The organism is Maritalea porphyrae (assembly GCF_030159895.1).
In the GTDB taxonomy this organism is placed as follows: domain Bacteria; phylum Pseudomonadota; class Alphaproteobacteria; order Rhizobiales; family Devosiaceae; genus Maritalea; species Maritalea porphyrae.
Window position 1 is genome coordinate 1 of sequence record NZ_BSNI01000005.1, and the last position, 17,541, is coordinate 17,541.

General features: G+C 48.7%; 14 protein-coding genes. All 14 read right to left on the reverse strand.

What is annotated here, in order from left to right; genetic code table 11:
- A partial coding sequence (locus QQL65_RS16400) for a GTP-binding protein (protein ID WP_284366361.1) occupies positions 1 to 104 on the reverse strand: 104 nt, incomplete at its 3' end.
- Between the two features lie 45 nt (positions 105 to 149).
- A complete protein-coding gene (gene fusA / locus QQL65_RS16405) occupies positions 150 to 2,243 on the reverse strand; it encodes an elongation factor G (RefSeq protein ID WP_284366329.1) in 2,094 nt (697 codons plus the stop codon).
- 21 nt (positions 2,244 to 2,264) lie between these two features.
- Positions 2,265 to 2,735: a 30S ribosomal protein S7 gene (gene rpsG / locus QQL65_RS16410; protein ID WP_284366331.1), complete on the reverse strand. Its 471-nt coding sequence runs from the start codon at positions 2,733 to 2,735 to the stop codon at positions 2,265 to 2,267.
- Positions 2,736 to 2,749: 14 nt separating this feature from the next.
- The gene (gene rpsL / locus QQL65_RS16415) at positions 2,750 to 3,121 is read right to left on the reverse strand and encodes a 30S ribosomal protein S12 (RefSeq protein ID WP_269393992.1); all 372 of its coding nucleotides are present in this window, start codon (positions 3,119 to 3,121) and stop codon (positions 2,750 to 2,752) included.
- 565 nt (positions 3,122 to 3,686) lie between these two features.
- Positions 3,687 to 7,907, reverse strand: a complete 4,221-nt coding sequence (rpoC, locus tag QQL65_RS16420; RefSeq protein WP_284366333.1) for a DNA-directed RNA polymerase subunit beta' — start codon at positions 7,905 to 7,907, stop codon at positions 3,687 to 3,689.
- A 92-nt stretch (positions 7,908 to 7,999) separates the two neighbouring features.
- On the reverse strand, positions 8,000 to 12,160 hold the full coding sequence (rpoB, locus tag QQL65_RS16425) for a DNA-directed RNA polymerase subunit beta (RefSeq protein ID WP_284366335.1): 4,161 nt from the start codon (positions 12,158 to 12,160) through the stop codon (positions 8,000 to 8,002).
- 199 nt (positions 12,161 to 12,359) lie between these two features.
- Positions 12,360 to 12,737, reverse strand: coding sequence for a 50S ribosomal protein L7/L12 (gene rplL, locus QQL65_RS16430; protein WP_284366336.1), 378 nt, complete (start codon positions 12,735 to 12,737; stop codon positions 12,360 to 12,362).
- Between the two features lie 51 nt (positions 12,738 to 12,788).
- Positions 12,789 to 13,310 carry a 50S ribosomal protein L10 gene (gene rplJ / locus QQL65_RS16435; protein ID WP_284366337.1) on the reverse strand — a complete coding sequence of 174 codons (522 nt, stop codon included), beginning with the start codon at positions 13,308 to 13,310 and terminating at the stop codon, positions 12,789 to 12,791.
- Between the two features lie 366 nt (positions 13,311 to 13,676).
- Positions 13,677 to 14,372 carry a 50S ribosomal protein L1 gene (gene rplA / locus QQL65_RS16440; RefSeq protein ID WP_284366338.1) on the reverse strand — a complete coding sequence of 232 codons (696 nt, stop codon included), beginning with the start codon at positions 14,370 to 14,372 and terminating at the stop codon, positions 13,677 to 13,679.
- Positions 14,373 to 14,377: 5 nt separating this feature from the next.
- Complete coding sequence (rplK, locus tag QQL65_RS16445) at positions 14,378 to 14,806, reverse strand: 50S ribosomal protein L11 (protein WP_284366339.1); 429 nt, start codon at positions 14,804 to 14,806, stop codon at positions 14,378 to 14,380.
- A 111-nt stretch (positions 14,807 to 14,917) separates the two neighbouring features.
- Positions 14,918 to 15,448, reverse strand: coding sequence for a transcription termination/antitermination protein NusG (gene nusG / locus QQL65_RS16450; protein WP_284366340.1), 531 nt, complete (start codon positions 15,446 to 15,448; stop codon positions 14,918 to 14,920).
- A gap of 32 nt (positions 15,449 to 15,480) precedes the next feature.
- Entirely contained in the window at positions 15,481 to 15,675 is a 195-nt protein-coding gene (gene secE, locus QQL65_RS16455) for a preprotein translocase subunit SecE (RefSeq protein ID WP_284366341.1), read from the reverse strand.
- 144 nt (positions 15,676 to 15,819) lie between these two features.
- Positions 15,820 to 16,461 carry an aminotransferase class IV family protein gene (locus QQL65_RS16460; protein WP_284366342.1) on the reverse strand — a complete coding sequence of 214 codons (642 nt, stop codon included), beginning with the start codon at positions 16,459 to 16,461 and terminating at the stop codon, positions 15,820 to 15,822.
- The gene (locus QQL65_RS16465; protein ID WP_284366343.1) at positions 16,422 to 17,537 is read right to left on the reverse strand and encodes an aminodeoxychorismate synthase component I; all 1,116 of its coding nucleotides are present in this window, start codon (positions 17,535 to 17,537) and stop codon (positions 16,422 to 16,424) included. Before QQL65_RS16465 ends, QQL65_RS16460 begins: the two co-directional genes overlap by 40 nt.
- Between the last annotated feature and the right edge of the window lie 4 nt (positions 17,538 to 17,541).

Below are 17,541 nucleotides of genomic sequence, written 5' to 3' on the forward strand. Positions count from 1 at the left end.
ACTTTCGTAATCGCTGCTGTCAATGTTGTCTTGCCGTGGTCAACGTGACCAACTGTCCCAATGTTTACGTGCGGCTTGTTCCGCTCAAACTTTTCCTTCGCCATATCGCTCTCTCCGTATTTCGTATCAGCGTAGTGCTGGCGTTAAAATTAACTGGCGCTTGCCGCCATGACTTCGTCGGCCACTTGTTGTGGCACTTGCGCGTAGTGATCAAAGACCATGCTAAATTGTGCACGACCTTGGCTCATTGAGCGCAATGTATTCACGTAACCAAACATGTTGGCGAGCGGTACAAACGCATCAATAACTGTCGCATTACCGCGCATATCTTGGCCCTGAACTTGACCACGACGTGATGTCAAATCACCAATGATGCCACCGGTATATTCTTCAGGGCTCACCACTTCGACCTTCATCACTGGTTCAAGAAGTTTTGGACCAGCTTTCTTGATCGCTTCACGGAAACCGGCACGACCTGCCAATTCAAAAGCCATCACAGAAGAGTCAACATCGTGGTATGCACCATCAGTAAGCACAAACTTCACGTCGACCAATGGGAAGCCTGCCAATGGACCTGCGCCCATGATTGACTTAACACCCTTCTCAACACCTGGGATATATTCCTTAGGAACGTTACCGCCAGTAACTGTGTCAGAGAAATCAAGGCCAACACCTGATTCACCAGGCTCGATTGTGAACTTGATACGCGCGAACTGACCTGAACCACCAGATTGCTTCTTGTGGGTATAGTCGTGATCAGCTGTTTGCGTAATTGTTTCGCGGTAAGCCACTTGTGGCTGACCAATGTTCGCTTCAACACCGAATTCACGCTTCATACGATCAACAAGAATGTCGAGGTGCAACTCGCCCATACCTGAAATGATTGTCTGACCGCTTTCTTCGTCTGACTTAACGCGGAAGCTTGGATCTTCAGCAGCCAAACGGTTCAAAGCAAGACCCATTTTTTCTTGGTCAGCTTTTGTTTTCGGCTCAACAGCAATGTCGATAACTGGATCAGGGAATTCCATGCGCTCAAGAATAACTTTTGAGTTAGGAGCACAGAGAGTGTCACCTGTCGTCGTGTCCTTAAGACCAACGATCGCAACAATATCACCAGCATAAGCATGTTGAATTTGTTCGCGTGAGTTTGAGTGCATCTCAAACATACGACCAACACGCTCTTTTTTCTCTTTAACTGTGTTCTCAACAGAAGAACCAGCTTCAAGCGTACCAGAGTAAATCCGGCAGAATGTCAATGAACCCATGTGTGGGTCGTTGGCAATCTTAAACGCAAGCATTGAGAATGGAGCTTCGTCAGACGCTTCGCGAGCAACTTCCTGCTCAGTCTTCACATCGATACCCTGAATAGCAGGAATGTCGACTGGAGACGGAAGGAAATCAACCACAGCATCAAGCAAAGGCTGAACACCTTTGTTCTTAAACGCTGAACCACAAAGAACTGGGAAGAACTGTACGTCGATTGTACCCTTACGGATCAAAGCGCGGATCTTATCATTGTCAGGCATTTCGCCTTCCAAATAAGCTTCCATTGCTTCTTCGTCAGCTTCAACAATCGCTTCGATCATTGCTTCGCGGAATTCTTCAGCTTTTGCTTTCAAGTCTTCAGGGATCTCAACAACATCCCACTCAGCGCCAAGCGCTTCAGACTTCCAAACAAGTGCATTCATCTCGATAAGATCAACAACACCAGCAAATTCGCTCTCAGCACCAATTGGCAACTGCAAAACAACAGGTGTACCGCCGAGACGCTTTTTGATCATGTCTACAGAGTTGTAGAAATCAGCGCCGATCTTGTCCATTTTGTTGACGAAGATCATGCGAGGCACGTTGTACTTGTCAGCTTGGCGCCAAACAGTCTCTGTTTGAGGCTCAACACCGGCGTTCGCATCAAGCAATGCAACCGCACCATCAAGCACACGCAAAGAACGTTCTACTTCAATCGTGAAGTCAACGTGTCCTGGTGTATCAATGATGTTGAAGCGACGCTTTTTGCCGTCACGACCAGGCCAGAATGTAGTTGTCGCAGCAGAGGTAATTGTAATACCCCGCTCCTGCTCTTGCTCCATCCAGTCCATGGTAGCCGCGCCGTCATGCACTTCACCAATTTTGTGGCTTTTACCTGTGTAGTACAGGATCCGCTCAGTCGTTGTGGTTTTACCCGCATCGATGTGCGCCATGATACCGAAATTGCGATAGTCTTCGATCTTATATTCGCGAGACATAATCGTGATACCTTCTTCGATCTACCAGCGGTAGTGTGAGAAAGCACGGTTGGCATCAGCCATACGGTGCGTATCTTCACGTTTTTTAACGGCTTGGCCGCGACCATTAAGGGCGTCCAAAAGCTCACCTGACAAACGATCAACCATTGTGTTCTCGCCACGGCCACGAGCCGCAGAAATCAACCAACGAATTGCCAACGCTTGTTGACGCTCAGTACGAACCTCAACAGGAACTTGGTAAGTCGCACCACCAACACGGCGAGAACGAACCTCAACCGCAGGGCGAATGTTATCCAAGGCCTGGTGGAACACACCAACCGGATCTTGTTTCGTACGCTCTTCGACCAAGTCAAAGGCACCGTAAACAATGCGCTCAGCAGCTGACTTCTTACCGTCAATCATGAGCGAATTCATAAATTTAGAAACAACGAGATCACCGAACTTTGGATCCGGGTTAACCTCACGTTTTTCTGCGCGATGTCGACGTGACATATTACAACAGCTCCTTACTTAGGCCGTTTAGCGCCGTACTTAGAACGACGTTGCTTACGATCCTTGACGCTTTGAGTATCCAAAACGCCGCGCAAAATGTGATAACGCACACCTGGAAGGTCGCGAACACGGCCACCACGAATAAGAACAACAGAGTGTTCTTGGAGGTTGTGGCCCTCACCTGGAATATAAGAAATAACTTCACGCTGGTTGGTCAGACGAACCTTCGCAACTTTACGTAGCGCAGAGTTAGGCTTCTTAGGGGTCGTTGTGTACACACGGGTGCAAACGCCACGCTTTTGTGGGTTCGCTTCCATCGCTGGTACTTTGTTCCGCTTCGGCTTTGGCGACCGAGGCTTGCGGATCAACTGGTTAATGGTCGGCATATTGCTCGAACCTTCTTTTTCATCCGTTCAAAAACTCATGTTTAACAGCTCACAACAACCAACATGGCACCAGCCCCACCTCAAAAGAGGCCCGGCAGCGCCAAATAATACAGAGGATTCACCCAATTTCTTGGAGAATCTTGCGTCTCGCAATTGTCGCGTCTGTTACCCGTCAGTGTGTTTGAAGCACTTGTATTTCAAACCTTTTAGGTTGGTTCGAATAGTGAGGTGCTCCACGACCTACTGTGAAGGTAGGGCGTTATTAGTTCGAACAGCGCCTGACGTCAAGGGTTTTGGGGATTTTTTTACGAATTCGAGCCAACCCGCGCAAAAAGAGCACTCAATTCGATCATTAGCCGCGCATTTGGAGCGCATAGAGCAATTATACGACATGGAATATGCCAACGCGAACAATTTTAGCCCCATTCAACAGAAGAAAGGAATCGCAAATCAAGGATTTATCGCTTTTTCCAGAATCATTGCCTGATCCTGTTGAATCATCACTTCAAAAGCAAAGGGCGCCCAAATTGGGCGCCCTCTAAATCGTTCAGCATGCACTTAGTGACTAAGTAGAAGGCTGCTCGCTGTTCTCAGGTGAAGCTTCGATCCGCAACGCATTGCGTGCTTCCATCTCAGCATCAGCTTGGCGCTTGCGTTCCGCCAAGATGAGATCATCACGCTTACCAGAAACACGCTGTGTTTCCGCCGTGAAGGCACCCGTCCCTACTGGGATCAAGCGACCAACAATGATGTTCTCTTTAAGACCCTCAAGCGGATCCGCCTTGCCGCTAACCGCAGCTTCGGTAAGAACACGTGTTGTCTCTTGGAACGACGCCGCTGAGAAGAACGAACGCGTTTGCAATGACGCTTTGGTGATACCAAGGAGAACAGGATTACCAACCGCCGGCTTACGGCCATCAGCAACCAAACGCTCGTTAAGTTCATCAAAGTCGATCTGGTCAATATTTTCTTCTTTGATCAGACCTGAATCACCTGGATCGGTAATCTCAACTTTTTGCAACATCTGACGAACAATCGTTTCGATGTGCTTATCGTTGATGCCCACACCCTGCAAACGGTAAACCTCTTGAATTTCATTCACGAGATATTTTGCAAGTTCCTCGACGCCTTTAATCGCCAAGATATCGTGTGGAGCTGGGTTACCATCCAAGATGTATTCGCCACGCTCGATTGGATCACCTTCTTGCAGATGGAACGGCTTGCCTTTTGGAATGAGGTATTCCGCTGGCTCCATTGTTTCATCATGCGGCTCGATAACAATGCGACGCTTGTTCTTGTAGTCGCGGCCGAAGCGGATAGTCCCATCGATCTCTGCGATAATCGCATGATCTTTCGGACGACGCGCTTCAAACAATTCCGCTACCCGTGGCAAACCACCGGTAATGTCTTTTGTTTTCGCACTTTCAAGAGGAATACGTGCAATCACGTCACCAGCTTTGATCTTCGCACCAGGTTCAGCCGCAATAACCGCTTCCACTGAAAGCAAGTAACGCGCATCGCCACCACGATCTAGCTTAGCAATCTTGCCGTCTTTACCCATCACAGTCAGAGCAGGTTTGAGGTGCTCACCACGTGGGTTTGAACGCCAGTCGATAACCAAACGCTTGGTAAAGCCAGTGCTTTCGTCAGTTTGTTCGGAAACAGATGCGCCTTCGACCAAGTCTTCAAACGCAATCTCACCGTCAACTTCTGACAGAATTGGACGCACATATGGATCCCATTCAGCGACACGCTGACCAGCAGTAATTGTGTCGCCTTCTTCAACTTTAAGCGTTGAACCATAAGGCACCTTGTGGTGACCAAGCTCAGCGCCATCTTCGCCAGTGATGACGAGTTGAAGCGAACGGCTCATATTGACCAATTTGCCTTCGCTGTCCTTCGCAACGCTACCATTGCGGAAGGAAACCTTACCGCCGTGGTTCGCTTCAATGAACGAGCTATCAACAACCTGCGCTGTACCACCAATGTGGAACGTACGCATGGTCAACTGAGTACCAGGCTCACCGATAGACTGCGCAGCAATAACGCCAACTGCTTCACCCATATTCACAGGTGTACCGCGTGCCAAGTCACGTCCGTAGCATGTACCGCAAACGCCGTGACGTTGCTTACATGTTAGGACCGAACGGATCTTAACGGCGATTACTTTGGCTTCCTCGACACGATCAGCATCGGCTTCATCCATCAACACGCCCTTAGCAACAAGCACTTCGCCAGTTTTCGGGTGAACGATGTCTTCTGCAGAAGTACGACCAAGAATACGGCTACCGATCGATGCGATTACGTTACCGCTATCGATGATTGGCGTCATGGTCAGACCATCTTCGGTACCACAATCATTTGTGGTGATGATGCAGTCTTGCGCAACGTCAACCAAACGACGAGTTAGGTAACCAGAGTTAGCCGTCTTCATCGCTGTATCAGCCAAGCCCTTACGTGCACCGTGGGTCGAGTTAAAGTACTCGTTAACGGTCAGGCCTTCTTTAAAGTTCGAGATAATTGGAGTCTCAATGATGCCACCATCCGGACGAGCCATCAAACCGCGCATACCTGCAAGCTGCTTCATTTGTGCTGGTGAACCACGAGCACCTGAGTGAGCCATCATGTATACCGAGTTGATTGGTTTCTGGCGCTTAGTTTCTTCGTCAATTTGAACAGAAGAAATACGAGCCATCATCTCATCAGCAACTTTGTCACCACACTTGGCCCAAGCATCAACAACTTTGTTGTACTTCTCGCCGCGTGTGATCAAACCATCATTGTACTGCTGTTCGAACTCTTCAACTTGATGACGTGTATCATCAACGATCTTCGCTTTGGTATCAGGGATAACCATGTCATCCTTACCAAACGAAATACCTGCTTTACACGCGTTGCGGAAACCAAGATCCATCACTTGGTCACAGAAGATAACAGTCTCTTTTTGACCGCAAGCACGGTAAACCGTGTCGATCAGTTTCGAGATCATTTTCTTTGTCATCAACTGGTTGCAAGCATCAAACGGCACATTGACGTTTTTCGGCAACAATTGCGCAATCATCATACGACCAGGAGTGGTCTCATGAATCTCATTCACTTCGTTACCTTCAGCATCGACAGTTGTGAAACGGCCTTTGATTTTGGTGTGTAGCGTAATGATACCGCGTGAAAGCGCATGCTCAATTTCGCCCATAGAAGCGAATGCCATGCCCTCACCTGGCTCATTATCTGACATCAATGACAGGTAATAAAGACCAAGAACAATATCCTGCGACGGCACGATGATCGGCTGACCATTGGCTGGGTGCAAGATGTTGTTTGTTGACATCATCAACACGCGTGCTTCGAGCTGAGCTTCCAAAGACAACGGTACGTGTACCGCCATTTGGTCACCGTCAAAGTCAGCGTTAAACGCAGCACAAACCAATGGGTGAAGCTGGATCGCTTTACCTTCGATCAATGTCGGTTCAAATGCCTGAATGCCCAAACGGTGCAATGTAGGCGCACGGTTCAACATCACTGGGTGTTCACGAATAACTTCGTCCAAGATATCCCAAACTTCAGGACGCTCTTTTTCAACGAGCTTTTTCGCTTGTTTCACAGTTGTTGAAAGGCCTTTGGCCTCTAGACGCGAATAGATAAACGGCTTGAACAATTCAAGCGCCATCTTTTTCGGCAAACCACACTGGTGCAGCTTCAATTCAGGACCAACGGTAATAACAGAACGACCTGAATAGTCGACGCGCTTACCAAGCAAGTTCTGACGGAAACGACCCTGCTTACCTTTCAGCATATCTGAAAGTGACTTCAAAGGACGTTTGTTCGCACCAGTAATGGTGCGGCCACGACGACCATTGTCGAACAACGCATCAACAGATTCTTGAAGCATACGCTTCTCGTTCCGAATAATGATGTCTGGCGCACGAAGCTCCATCAAACGTTTCAAACGGTTATTCCGGTTGATCACACGTCGATAAAGGTCGTTCAAATCAGAAGTCGCAAAGCGACCGCCATCTAGTGGAACCAATGGACGCAATTCAGGTGGGATCACCGGAATGACAGTCATGATCATCCACTCAGGACGGTTACCTGAAACGATGAACTGCTCAACAACTTTCAAACGCTTGCCCAATTTCTTAGGCTTAAGCTCTGTTGTTGCTTCAGCAATTTCGACGCGAAGTTCTGCAGCAAGCTTCTCAAGGTCAAGCGAAGCAAGCATTTCGCGGATCGCTTCAGCACCAATCATGGCGGTAAAGCTATCTGCACCATACTCGTCTTGTGCGTCGATATACTCTTCTTCAGTGATCAACTGGTTGACCGCAAATGGGCTCAAACCAGGTTCAATAACCACATAGTGCTCGAAGTACAGAACGCGCTCAACATCCTTCAATGTCATATCAAGCAACAAAGCGATACGAGATGGAAGTGATTTCAAGAACCAAATGTGTGCAACCGGAGCTGCCAATTCAATGTGGCCCATGCGCTCACGACGAACCCGAGACAAGGTGACTTCAACGCCACACTTCTCACAGATAACGCCTTTAAACTTCATGCGCTTGTACTTGCCACAAAGACATTCATAGTCTTTTTGCGGACCAAATGTGCGGGCACAGAAAAGGCCATCACGCTCTGGCTTAAACGTACGGTAGTTGATGGTCTCTGGTTTTTTAATTTCACCAAAAGACCAGCTCAGGATTTTCTCAGGGCTCGCAATATTGATCTTAACTTGATCAAAAACTTGCGCCTGAGCCTGCGGATTGAAAAGATCCATAACTTGATGGTTCAATTTCGTATCTCCTATGTTGCAGGTGGGGTTGGACGTCTCCAAACCCCTTTATCAACCTGCGGAAAAATTAAGCGACTTGAGGGTGCGACTGATTATTCAGCTGCATCTGCAGGTTGATCTTGTTCGATCTGTTCCTGCGGATCCTCATCTTCAAAGTCATCCTCACCGGCCATACTCAATTCAACATTGAGACCAAGTGATCTGATTTCTTTGACCAACACGTTAAAGCTTTCTGGAATTCCAGCTTCAAACGTGTCATCGCCCCGTACGATGGCTTCGTAGACTTTCGTCCGGCCCGCAACATCATCCGATTTAACTGTGAGCATTTCTTGTAGCGTGTACGCTGCGCCATAAGCTTCAAGCGCCCACACTTCCATCTCACCAAAGCGCTGACCACCAAACTGCGCCTTACCACCAAGCGGCTGCTGGGTAACAAGAGAGTATGGTCCAATTGAACGCGCGTGGATCTTATCGTCCACCATGTGACCGAGTTTGAGCATGTAGATGTAGCCAACGGTTACATCACGGTCGAACTCTTCACCTGTACGTCCATCGATCAAGCGAGATTGGCCAGAAGCTTCAAGCCCTGCCCGCTCAAGCATTTCAACGATGTCAGCTTCTTTCGCACCATCAAATACTGGTGTTGCGATTGAAACACCTTTGGTGCCCAAATATTCAGCCAAACGTACAACGCTGTCATCATCAAGGTTGGTCACATAGTCGTCGCCCGCATAAAGCTCATTAAGCTCAGCACGTAGCGGCTCTACATTGCTTTGACCTTCACGCTTGTACTGGTCATACATGTCGCCAATTTTGCGACCCATACCAGCACACGCCCAACCAAGGTGCGTTTCCAAAATCTGACCAACGTTCATCCGGCTCGGCACGCCAAGCGGGTTAAGAACGATGTCAACAGGTGTACCGTCAGCCAAGTGAGGCATATCTTCAACTGGCATGATGCGTGACACCACACCTTTGTTGCCGTGACGGCCAGCCATCTTATCGCCAGACTGGATCTTACGCTTAGTCGCAACAAAGACTTTAACCATCTTCATCACGCCTGGTGGCAATTCGTCACCACGCTGTAGCTTGTCAACCTTGTCGATGAAACGCTGCTCAAGTTGCTTACGGCTGTCTTCGTACTGGCCCTGCAGCGCTTCGATTTCTGACATTACTTTGTCGTCATCAACCGCAAACTGCCACCACTTAGAACGTGGCTGGCTTTCAAAAACAACGTCATTCAGTTTGGTGCCGGCAACATAGCCCTTTGGACCAGCTGTCGCTTCTTTGCCGAACAACATCTCTTTAAGACGCGCATAAACGTTACGATCAAGAATTGACTGTTCGTCATCGCGGTCTTTTGCAAGACGTTCAATCTCTTCACGCTCGATGGCCATCGCGCGTTCGTCTTTGTCGATGCCGTGGCGGTTAAACACACGCACTTCAACAACTGTGCCTGCGTCCCCAGGAGGAACACGCAAAGATGTGTCACGAACGTCAGATGCTTTCTCACCAAAGATCGCACGAAGAAGTTTTTCTTCAGGTGTCATTGGGCTTTCGCCCTTTGGTGTAATTTTACCCACCAAAATGTCACCAGCTTCAACATCCGCACCAATGTGCACAATGCCCGCTTCGTCGAGATTTTTCAGCGCTTCTTCAGAAACGTTTGGAATATCGCGAGTGATTTCCTCAGGACCCAATTTGGTGTCACGAGCCATCACTTCGAACTCTTCCAAGTGAACCGATGTAAACACATCGTCTTTCACAATGTTTTCAGAAAGAAGGATCGAATCTTCGTAGTTGTAACCGTTCCAAGGCATAAACGCGACGAGCACGTTACGGCCAAGAGCCAAGTCCCCCATATCCGTTGATGGACCATCAGCAATGGTGTCACCAGCTTCAACATGGTCACCCACAACAACAAGCGGACGCTGGTTGATGCATGACGATTGGTTTGAACGCTGGAACTTCATCAAAGTGTAAATGTCCACACCAGACTTAGAAGCATCAGTTTCTTGGGTGGCACGAATAACGATACGTGTCGCATCCACTTGGTCAACGATACCTGGGCGTTTCGCCACAATCGCCGCACCTGAGTCGCGCGCTACAACCGGTTCCATGCCTGTACCAACAAACGGTGCCTGTGCACGAAGCAATGGCACAGCCTGACGCTGCATGTTTGAACCCATCAAAGCACGGTTCGCATCATCGTTTTCCAAGAATGGAATTAGCGATGCCGCAACCGAAACAACTTGTTTCGGTGACACGTCCATCAAATCGATCGCTTCACGTGGGGTCAAAGACACCTCACCTGCGTGACGTGAAGTCACAAGATCATTTTCGAATGAACCATCTTCGTTCAGCTTAGCGTTAGCCTGCGCAACGTTGTATTTTGCTTCTTCCATTGCTGAAAGATAAACAACGTCGTCAGTCACTTTGCCGTCAACAACTTTGCGGTATGGCGCTTCAATGAAGCCATATTTGTTGACCCGAGCGAATGTCGCCAAAGAGTTGATCAAACCAATGTTTGGACCCTCTGGAGTTTCAATCGGACAAATACGACCATAGTGCGTTGTATGCACGTCACGAACTTCAAAGCCCGCGCGTTCACGTGTCAAACCACCAGGGCCAAGCGCTGAAAGACGACGCTTATGCGTAATCTCAGACAATGGGTTGGTTTGGTCCATAAACTGTGAAAGCTGTGATGAACCAAAGAACTCACGTACCGCTGCTGCAGCTGGCTTTGCGTTGATCAAATCCTGCGGCATCACTGTGTCGATTTCGACAGATGACATACGCTCTTTGATCGCGCGCTCCATGCGCAACAAACCAAGACGGTAGTGGTTTTCCATCAACTCGCCTACAGAGCGAACACGACGGTTACCAAGGTTATCAATGTCATCGATGTCGCCTTTGCCGTCCCGCAGGTCGACCAATGTGCGCACAACTTCAACAATGTCTTCTTTGCGCAAGATGCGAACAGTGTCTTCGCACTCAACGTCCAAACGCATGTTCATTTTCACACGGCCAACCGCTGACAAGTCATAGCGCTCTGAATCAAAGAACAATGATTCAAACATCGCTTCAGCAGTTTCAATGGTAGGTGGCTCACCCGGACGCATCACACGGTAAATGTCAAACAACGCATCTTCGCGAGATTCGTTCTTGTCCAAAGCCAATGTGTTGCGCAAGTACGCGCCCACTGTCACGTGGTCAATGTCGAGCACTGGAATGCTGTCAAAACCAGCTTCCACCAATTTTGCCAATGAAGCGTCGTCAAGTTCGTCACCAGCTTCGAGATAAATCTCACCGGTTTCAACATTGATTAGATCTTCAGCAACATATGAACCGAACAGGTCAGCATCTTCCACCAAAATGTGGGTCATGCCGCCTTCGTGCAGTTTCTTTGCAGCACGAGCAGACAATTTCTTGCCAGCTTCGTGAACCACATCACCACTGTCCGCATCGATCAAGTCAGTTACAGGCTTCGTGCCACGCAGCTTTTCCCAATCAAACGGCTGGCGCCAACCACCATTAGCGCGCTCGAACGTGATTGAGTTGTAGTATGTATCAAGGATTTCCTCAGCATCCATGCCCAATGCTTTGAGCAATGAAGTCACTGGGATCTTACGACGGCGGTCGATACGGGCGTATACAACGTCCTTCGCATCAAACTCGATGTCGAGCCATGAACCACGGTAAGGAATAATACGCGCAGCAAAAAGCAACTTGCCTGAAGAGTGCGACTTACCTTTATCATGGTCAAAGAACACACCAGGCGAACGGTGCATTTGCGAAACGATCACACGCTCGGTGCCGTTCACCACAAAGGTACCATTGCCAGTCATAAACGGCATGTCACCCATGTAGACGTCTTGTTCTTTAATGTCTTTAACAGACTTCGCGCCAGTTTCTTCGTCGATTTCAAACACGATCAAGCGAAGTGTGACCTTCAACGGCGCTGCAAATGTCATATCGCGCTGGCGACATTCATCTACATCATATTTTGGCTGCTCAAATTCGTAAGACACAAAGTCCAACGATGCAGTGTTTGCAAAGTCAGAAATTGGAAATACAGATTTGAAAACTGATTGAAGACCTTCATCACCCCGACCGCCTTCTGGCTCGTCGACGATCAAGAACTGATCATATGATGCTTTTTGAACTTCAATTAGGTTCGGCATTTCCGCGACTTCGCGAATGCTGCCAAAGGATTTGCGTACTTTGCGACGACCCTGATAGGTGGTGGTCATGCCCGCTCCTTGTGTGTTGAAATGCTTTAAGGGCAACTGTCCAGAATACCGACAATCAGCCGTCGGTACTCGGGACATCTGCCCTATTTCTTGTTTACCGCAACTTCGCATACCCCCTTGGGGATAGGCCAAATTTTTGCCCAGTTACGCCGGGCGAAAAGAAGTGACGCAGCGCTTATACTGCGCCACTTCCAAAGACTTACTTAAGCTCGACAGAAGCACCAGCTGCTTCAAGTTTAGCCTTAAGTTCTTCAGCTTCTGCTTTCGCAACGCCTTCTTTAACAGCTTTAGGAGCGCCTTCAACGAGGTCCTTCGCTTCTTTCAGGCCAAGACCTGTAATTGCGCGAACTTCTTTAATCACGTTGATTTTCTTGTCGCCTGCACCAGCAAGAATGACGTCAAATTCGTCTTTCTCTTCTGCAGCAGCGCCACCAGCGTCACCACCAGCAGCAGCAGCAACTGCAACTGGAGCAGCAGCTGAAACGCCCCATTTTTCTTCCAACATTGTAGAAAGTTCTGAAGCTTCCAGAACTGTAAGTGATGATAGGTCTTCAACGAGCTTTTCTAGATCAGCCATTGTAATTTCCTTTTAGGTTTCAATTCGAACTGTGGTTTTGATGCGAAGGCGCTATGCCGCTTCTTCGCCCTTTGTAGAATATGCTGAGATAACACGAGCGATTTGACCGCCAGGCGCATTAAGAACAGCAGCAACTTTCGTTGCAGGCTGCTTAACAAGACCAGCAAGTTTCGCACGTAGTTCATCAAGACTTGGAAGCTCAGCCAAAGCAGCAACATTTGCTGCGTCTAGCTTAGTTTCACCCATCGCACCGCCAAGAACGACATATTTGTCGTTGGTTTTGGCGAATTTGGCAGAAATTTTCGCTGCCGTGATTGGGTCTTCCGCATATGTCAAAACCGTTGGACCGGTGAGGAACTCACCAAAATCCGCGATATCAGCATTTTCAAGAGCGAGCTTGGCAAGGCGGTTTTTCGCAACTTTAACTTGGCCACCGGCTTGTTTCATCTGCACACGCAGATTTTCCATGTCGGCAACAGTCAAGCCTGAATAATGAGCTACTACGACAGAACCAGACGCGTTAAACGCATCTTGCAATGACGATACCAGCTCTCGCTTTTCCGCTTTATCCACTGCTTCTCTCCACTAATGATCCGAGGAACAACCCTCGAACCGTTTCAGTTTTGATGCTTTGTTTTCCGATTAATTCAGATAAGCAAAGCAACGGTGAAATGCCTGCCAACCTGAAATGACCAAACAAAGCTTGGACAAAACTGGTTTGTTCGAACCGAAACATCATCTGCCCATTCGGGCGAAATCAAATTCGGTTGTCACTCCGTCTATTGTTGGCTGGTTTATTAAGCCCCTTAAAAGAGCGCCTACAGTCTCGGACAGGTCTTTATTTCAATCACCGGCGAACCGGCTTTTGAAAATCGGGTGACCGAAACCACCCGAATTCTTTTGTCATGGCAACAAAGTGCCAAGTTTCAGCTCAAGCAGTTATGCTTGAACCGAAGACACGTCAACATGAACGCCAGGGCCCATTGTAGATGTCAAAGCAACACGCTGAATGAATGTGCCTTTTGCGCCAGATGGCTTAGCTTTTTGAACAGCGTCAGCAAATGCTTTTACGTTCTCAACCAGCTTAGCTTCATCAAATGATGCTTTGCCAACACCAGCGTGCAAAATACCAGCTTTCTCAACGCGGAACTCAACTGAACCAGCTTTCGCAGCTTCAACAGCAGTTTTCACGTCAGGTGTCACTGTGCCCACTTTTGGGTTTGGCATAAGGTTACGAGGACCCAATACTTTACCCAAACGGCCAACAAGTGGCATCATGTCTGGAGTTGCAATACAACGATCAAAATCGATGTTACCTTTAAGAACTTCATCAACAAGCTCTTCAGCACCAACGATATCAGCACCCGCAGCTTTCGCTTCGTCTGCTTTTGCATCACGTGCAAACACAGCTACCCGCGCTGTACGGCCTGTTCCGTTTGGAAGAGCAACCACACCACGAACCATCTGGTCAGCGTGACGAGGGTCAACACCTAAGTTGATTGCAACTTCAATTGTCTCGTCAAACTTTGCTTTTGCATTGCTTTTTACAAGCGCAACAGCTTCGTCCAATGTGTACAATTTCTTGCGGTCAACAGCTTCACGAGCAGCTGCGGTACGTTTACCTAGTTTAGCCATCTCGATTACCCCTGAACCTCAAGACCCATCGCACGAGCTGAACCAGCGATTTGTTGCATCGCAGCTTCAATTGTATCGGCGTTTAGGTCAGCCATTTTCTTTTCTGCGATTTCGCGCAACTGGTCTTGCGAAATTGAACCCGCAACTTCGTGACCAGGCTTTTGTGAACCTTTAGGCAAGCCCAAAGTCTTCAACAAGAAGTAGCTCACTGGCGGCTGCTTCATTGTGTATGTGAAGCTCTTGTCCGCAAAAATGGTAATTGTCACCGGAATAGGTGAGTTCTTTTCCATTTCCTGTGTCGCAGCGTTAAACGCCTTACAGAATTCCATGATATTCAAACCACGTTGACCCAAAGCTGGACCAATCGGGGGTGACGGCGATGCAGCACCGGCCGGCACTTGGAGCTTCAAATAGCCCTCAATCTTTTTTGCCATTTTGTTGCCTTTTCAAATGCGTCCGCACCATGCGGACATTCACAACAGTGTGGTGCAAGGTTTGATGTGCTGATTTGGCCAACCAGCACCCTCTCCCACACATTTTAATGGTTAGGCTTTTTCAACCTGACCATATTCCAATTCGACCGGGGTAGCCCGACCGAAAATAGAAACTTCAACTTTAAGGCGCGCGCGCTCTTCATCAACTTCTTCAACAACGCCGTTAAAGCTAGCAAATGGACCGTCCGACACACGAACGCTCTCACCAACTTCAAAGCTGATTGAAGGCTTAGGCCGCTCAACACCTTCTTGCACCTGATGCAAAATCGCATTCGCTTCAGCTTCTGAAATTGGGATCGGTTTGTGCTCCGAACCCAAGAAGCCGGTCACTTTCGGCGTATTTTTGATCAAGTGAAATGTTTCATCGGTCAGTTCCATTTTAACAAGAACATAACCAGGGAAAAATTTGCGCTCTGCGTCAACCTTACGGCCGCGGCGCACTTCCACCACTTTTTCAGTTGGCACAAGCACGTTCTCAAACAAGTGGTCGAGACCTGAAGCCACAACTTTCTCTTGAATTGATTCCGCAACCTTGCGCTCAAAATTCGAGTAGGCCTGGACGATATACCAGCGTTTTGCCATCAGTTTAAAACCTTACCGTTCACCAGTTTCGCTCAGCCAATGCTAAGCAGCAATCCTACAAACCAAGCCACAACCTGATCCGCCGCTAAAAAGAACACACTTGCCAATGCAACCATGATCAAAACCATGATCGTAGAAACCAAAGTTTCGTTACGGGTCGGCCATACGACCTTTGCAACTTCCGAACGGACCTGCTGCAAAAATGTGAACGGATTTGTCCGAGCCATAAAATTCCCTTTAGTTTCAACGCGATTCGGCAACCAAATGCCCATAACCAAATAGCCGCGCGAGTCGCCCGCACGGCTGGAGTTGGTGTAATAGACCCAGTTTAACGAAAACGCAACCCCTTTGATGTGTTCGAATTCATCATATTATACAACGAGCTCTGCTTTGATCAGCCCGCGCAAGCTATTGCCCACAAACAGTGTATCCGCATTGGCCAAGTCTTCCACCAATACAATCTCTTCACGAGCTTGGCCCTCGCGAAGCAATTCTTCACGCAATATGCCAGGCAATAGTCCACTCGTCACAGGCGGGGTCAGCAGCCCCTCTCCCTTTTCAACAAACACATTTGTAATTGTACCTTCGCACACTTCACCCCGCTCATTGAGCACAATCACCTCGTCGATCCCTTCAGGCAATTCCGCACGTAGCTGATTGTAGAGTTCTCGCTTTGTCGTTTTGATCTGCAACCAAGGATCGTCTGACCGAACACGCTCGTCCGCAATGGCAATGCGCCAAACCGTTTCTTTTGGCAGCGACTTGACATCCCACGTTTCAATTTTCACATCATTTTCAAAGCCCACCGACAGGCGCAATCGTTGCGCTTGCCGCGCCTTGATGACATCCAAGATTGATTTGATATTGCCTGCCTTAATGCCAAGCGCGTTGCAACCACGTTCTAAACGCGCCAAATGCAAATCAAGCCGCGGAATGCCCATGGTTGGCGTCCACAGCATTGTCTCAAATACTCTTAAGTCGCTAGGAGCTTGGTCGCGAAGCGTGCTTTCCATAATGCTTCCTCATATTCAGAAGTTGCTGTGCTGTCATAGACCACACCACCGCCGACATTAAGCGTGACATGGTTGTTCTCCACCATCAAGGTACGGATGGCCACGTTAAACTCCGATCGTCCGTCCGGCGCCCACCAACCAATGGTGCCGCAATATATGTCGCGCGGCCACGGTTCAAGATCACTGATAATTTCCATCGCCCGAATTTTTGGCGCGCCAGTGATAGAACCGCATGGGAACAGTGCTTTCAGGATATCGCCAAGTCTCGCACCCGATCTAAGTTGTCCTTGAACCAAACTCGTCATTTGGTGAACCGTTGCAAAGCTCTCCACCTGAAACAGTTCGGGCACTTTCACCGAGCCAATTTCGCAAATCCGAGAAAGATCATTTCGCATTAAATCGACAATCATCAAATTCTCTGCGCGGTTCTTTTGATCATTCTCCAAAAACAGCCGGCGCCTTGCATCTTCATTCGCATCATCTGATCGCGGCTGCGTGCCTTTCATCGGACGCGTCGAGATCTTGCCGCTGGTGTCAGTTGCAAAGAACAGTTCGGGCGAACGAGATAGTATGGCTGGCAAACCGATCTGCGCAATCTGCGCGCCATAGCCCACTTCTTGCGCCGCACACAACGCCGCGTATAGCGCATCAATATCGCCTTCAAAACGCGCATCAATTGGAAAGGTCAAATTGGCCTGATAGATGTCACCAGCCACAATGTAGTTATACACCACATCAAATGCGCTTTGGTAAGCGTCAGCGCCCCACCGCGGTGCCGCAGACAATAGCGGCGCAGTTCCCTTACCGGGATCATATTTATGGTGATCATCATAGACACCAAATCGAAGTAGCGGCAGTCGACGGTTTTCCGGCAACCGGCTATGCAAGCAACCCTCAAGCGCATAGCCTAATTCATAGCTGGCATAACCTGCCAGCCATTTGGCACTCGAACATGCAGCGTCAAGCGCCGCTAACGCATCAGGCACATCGTGCAAGTCGTAAGCTTCAATGATTTGGATCGGGTCTGCAAAGCACGACGGCGTACCATCTGGACCTCGATCAAACTTTACCTGCATTTTG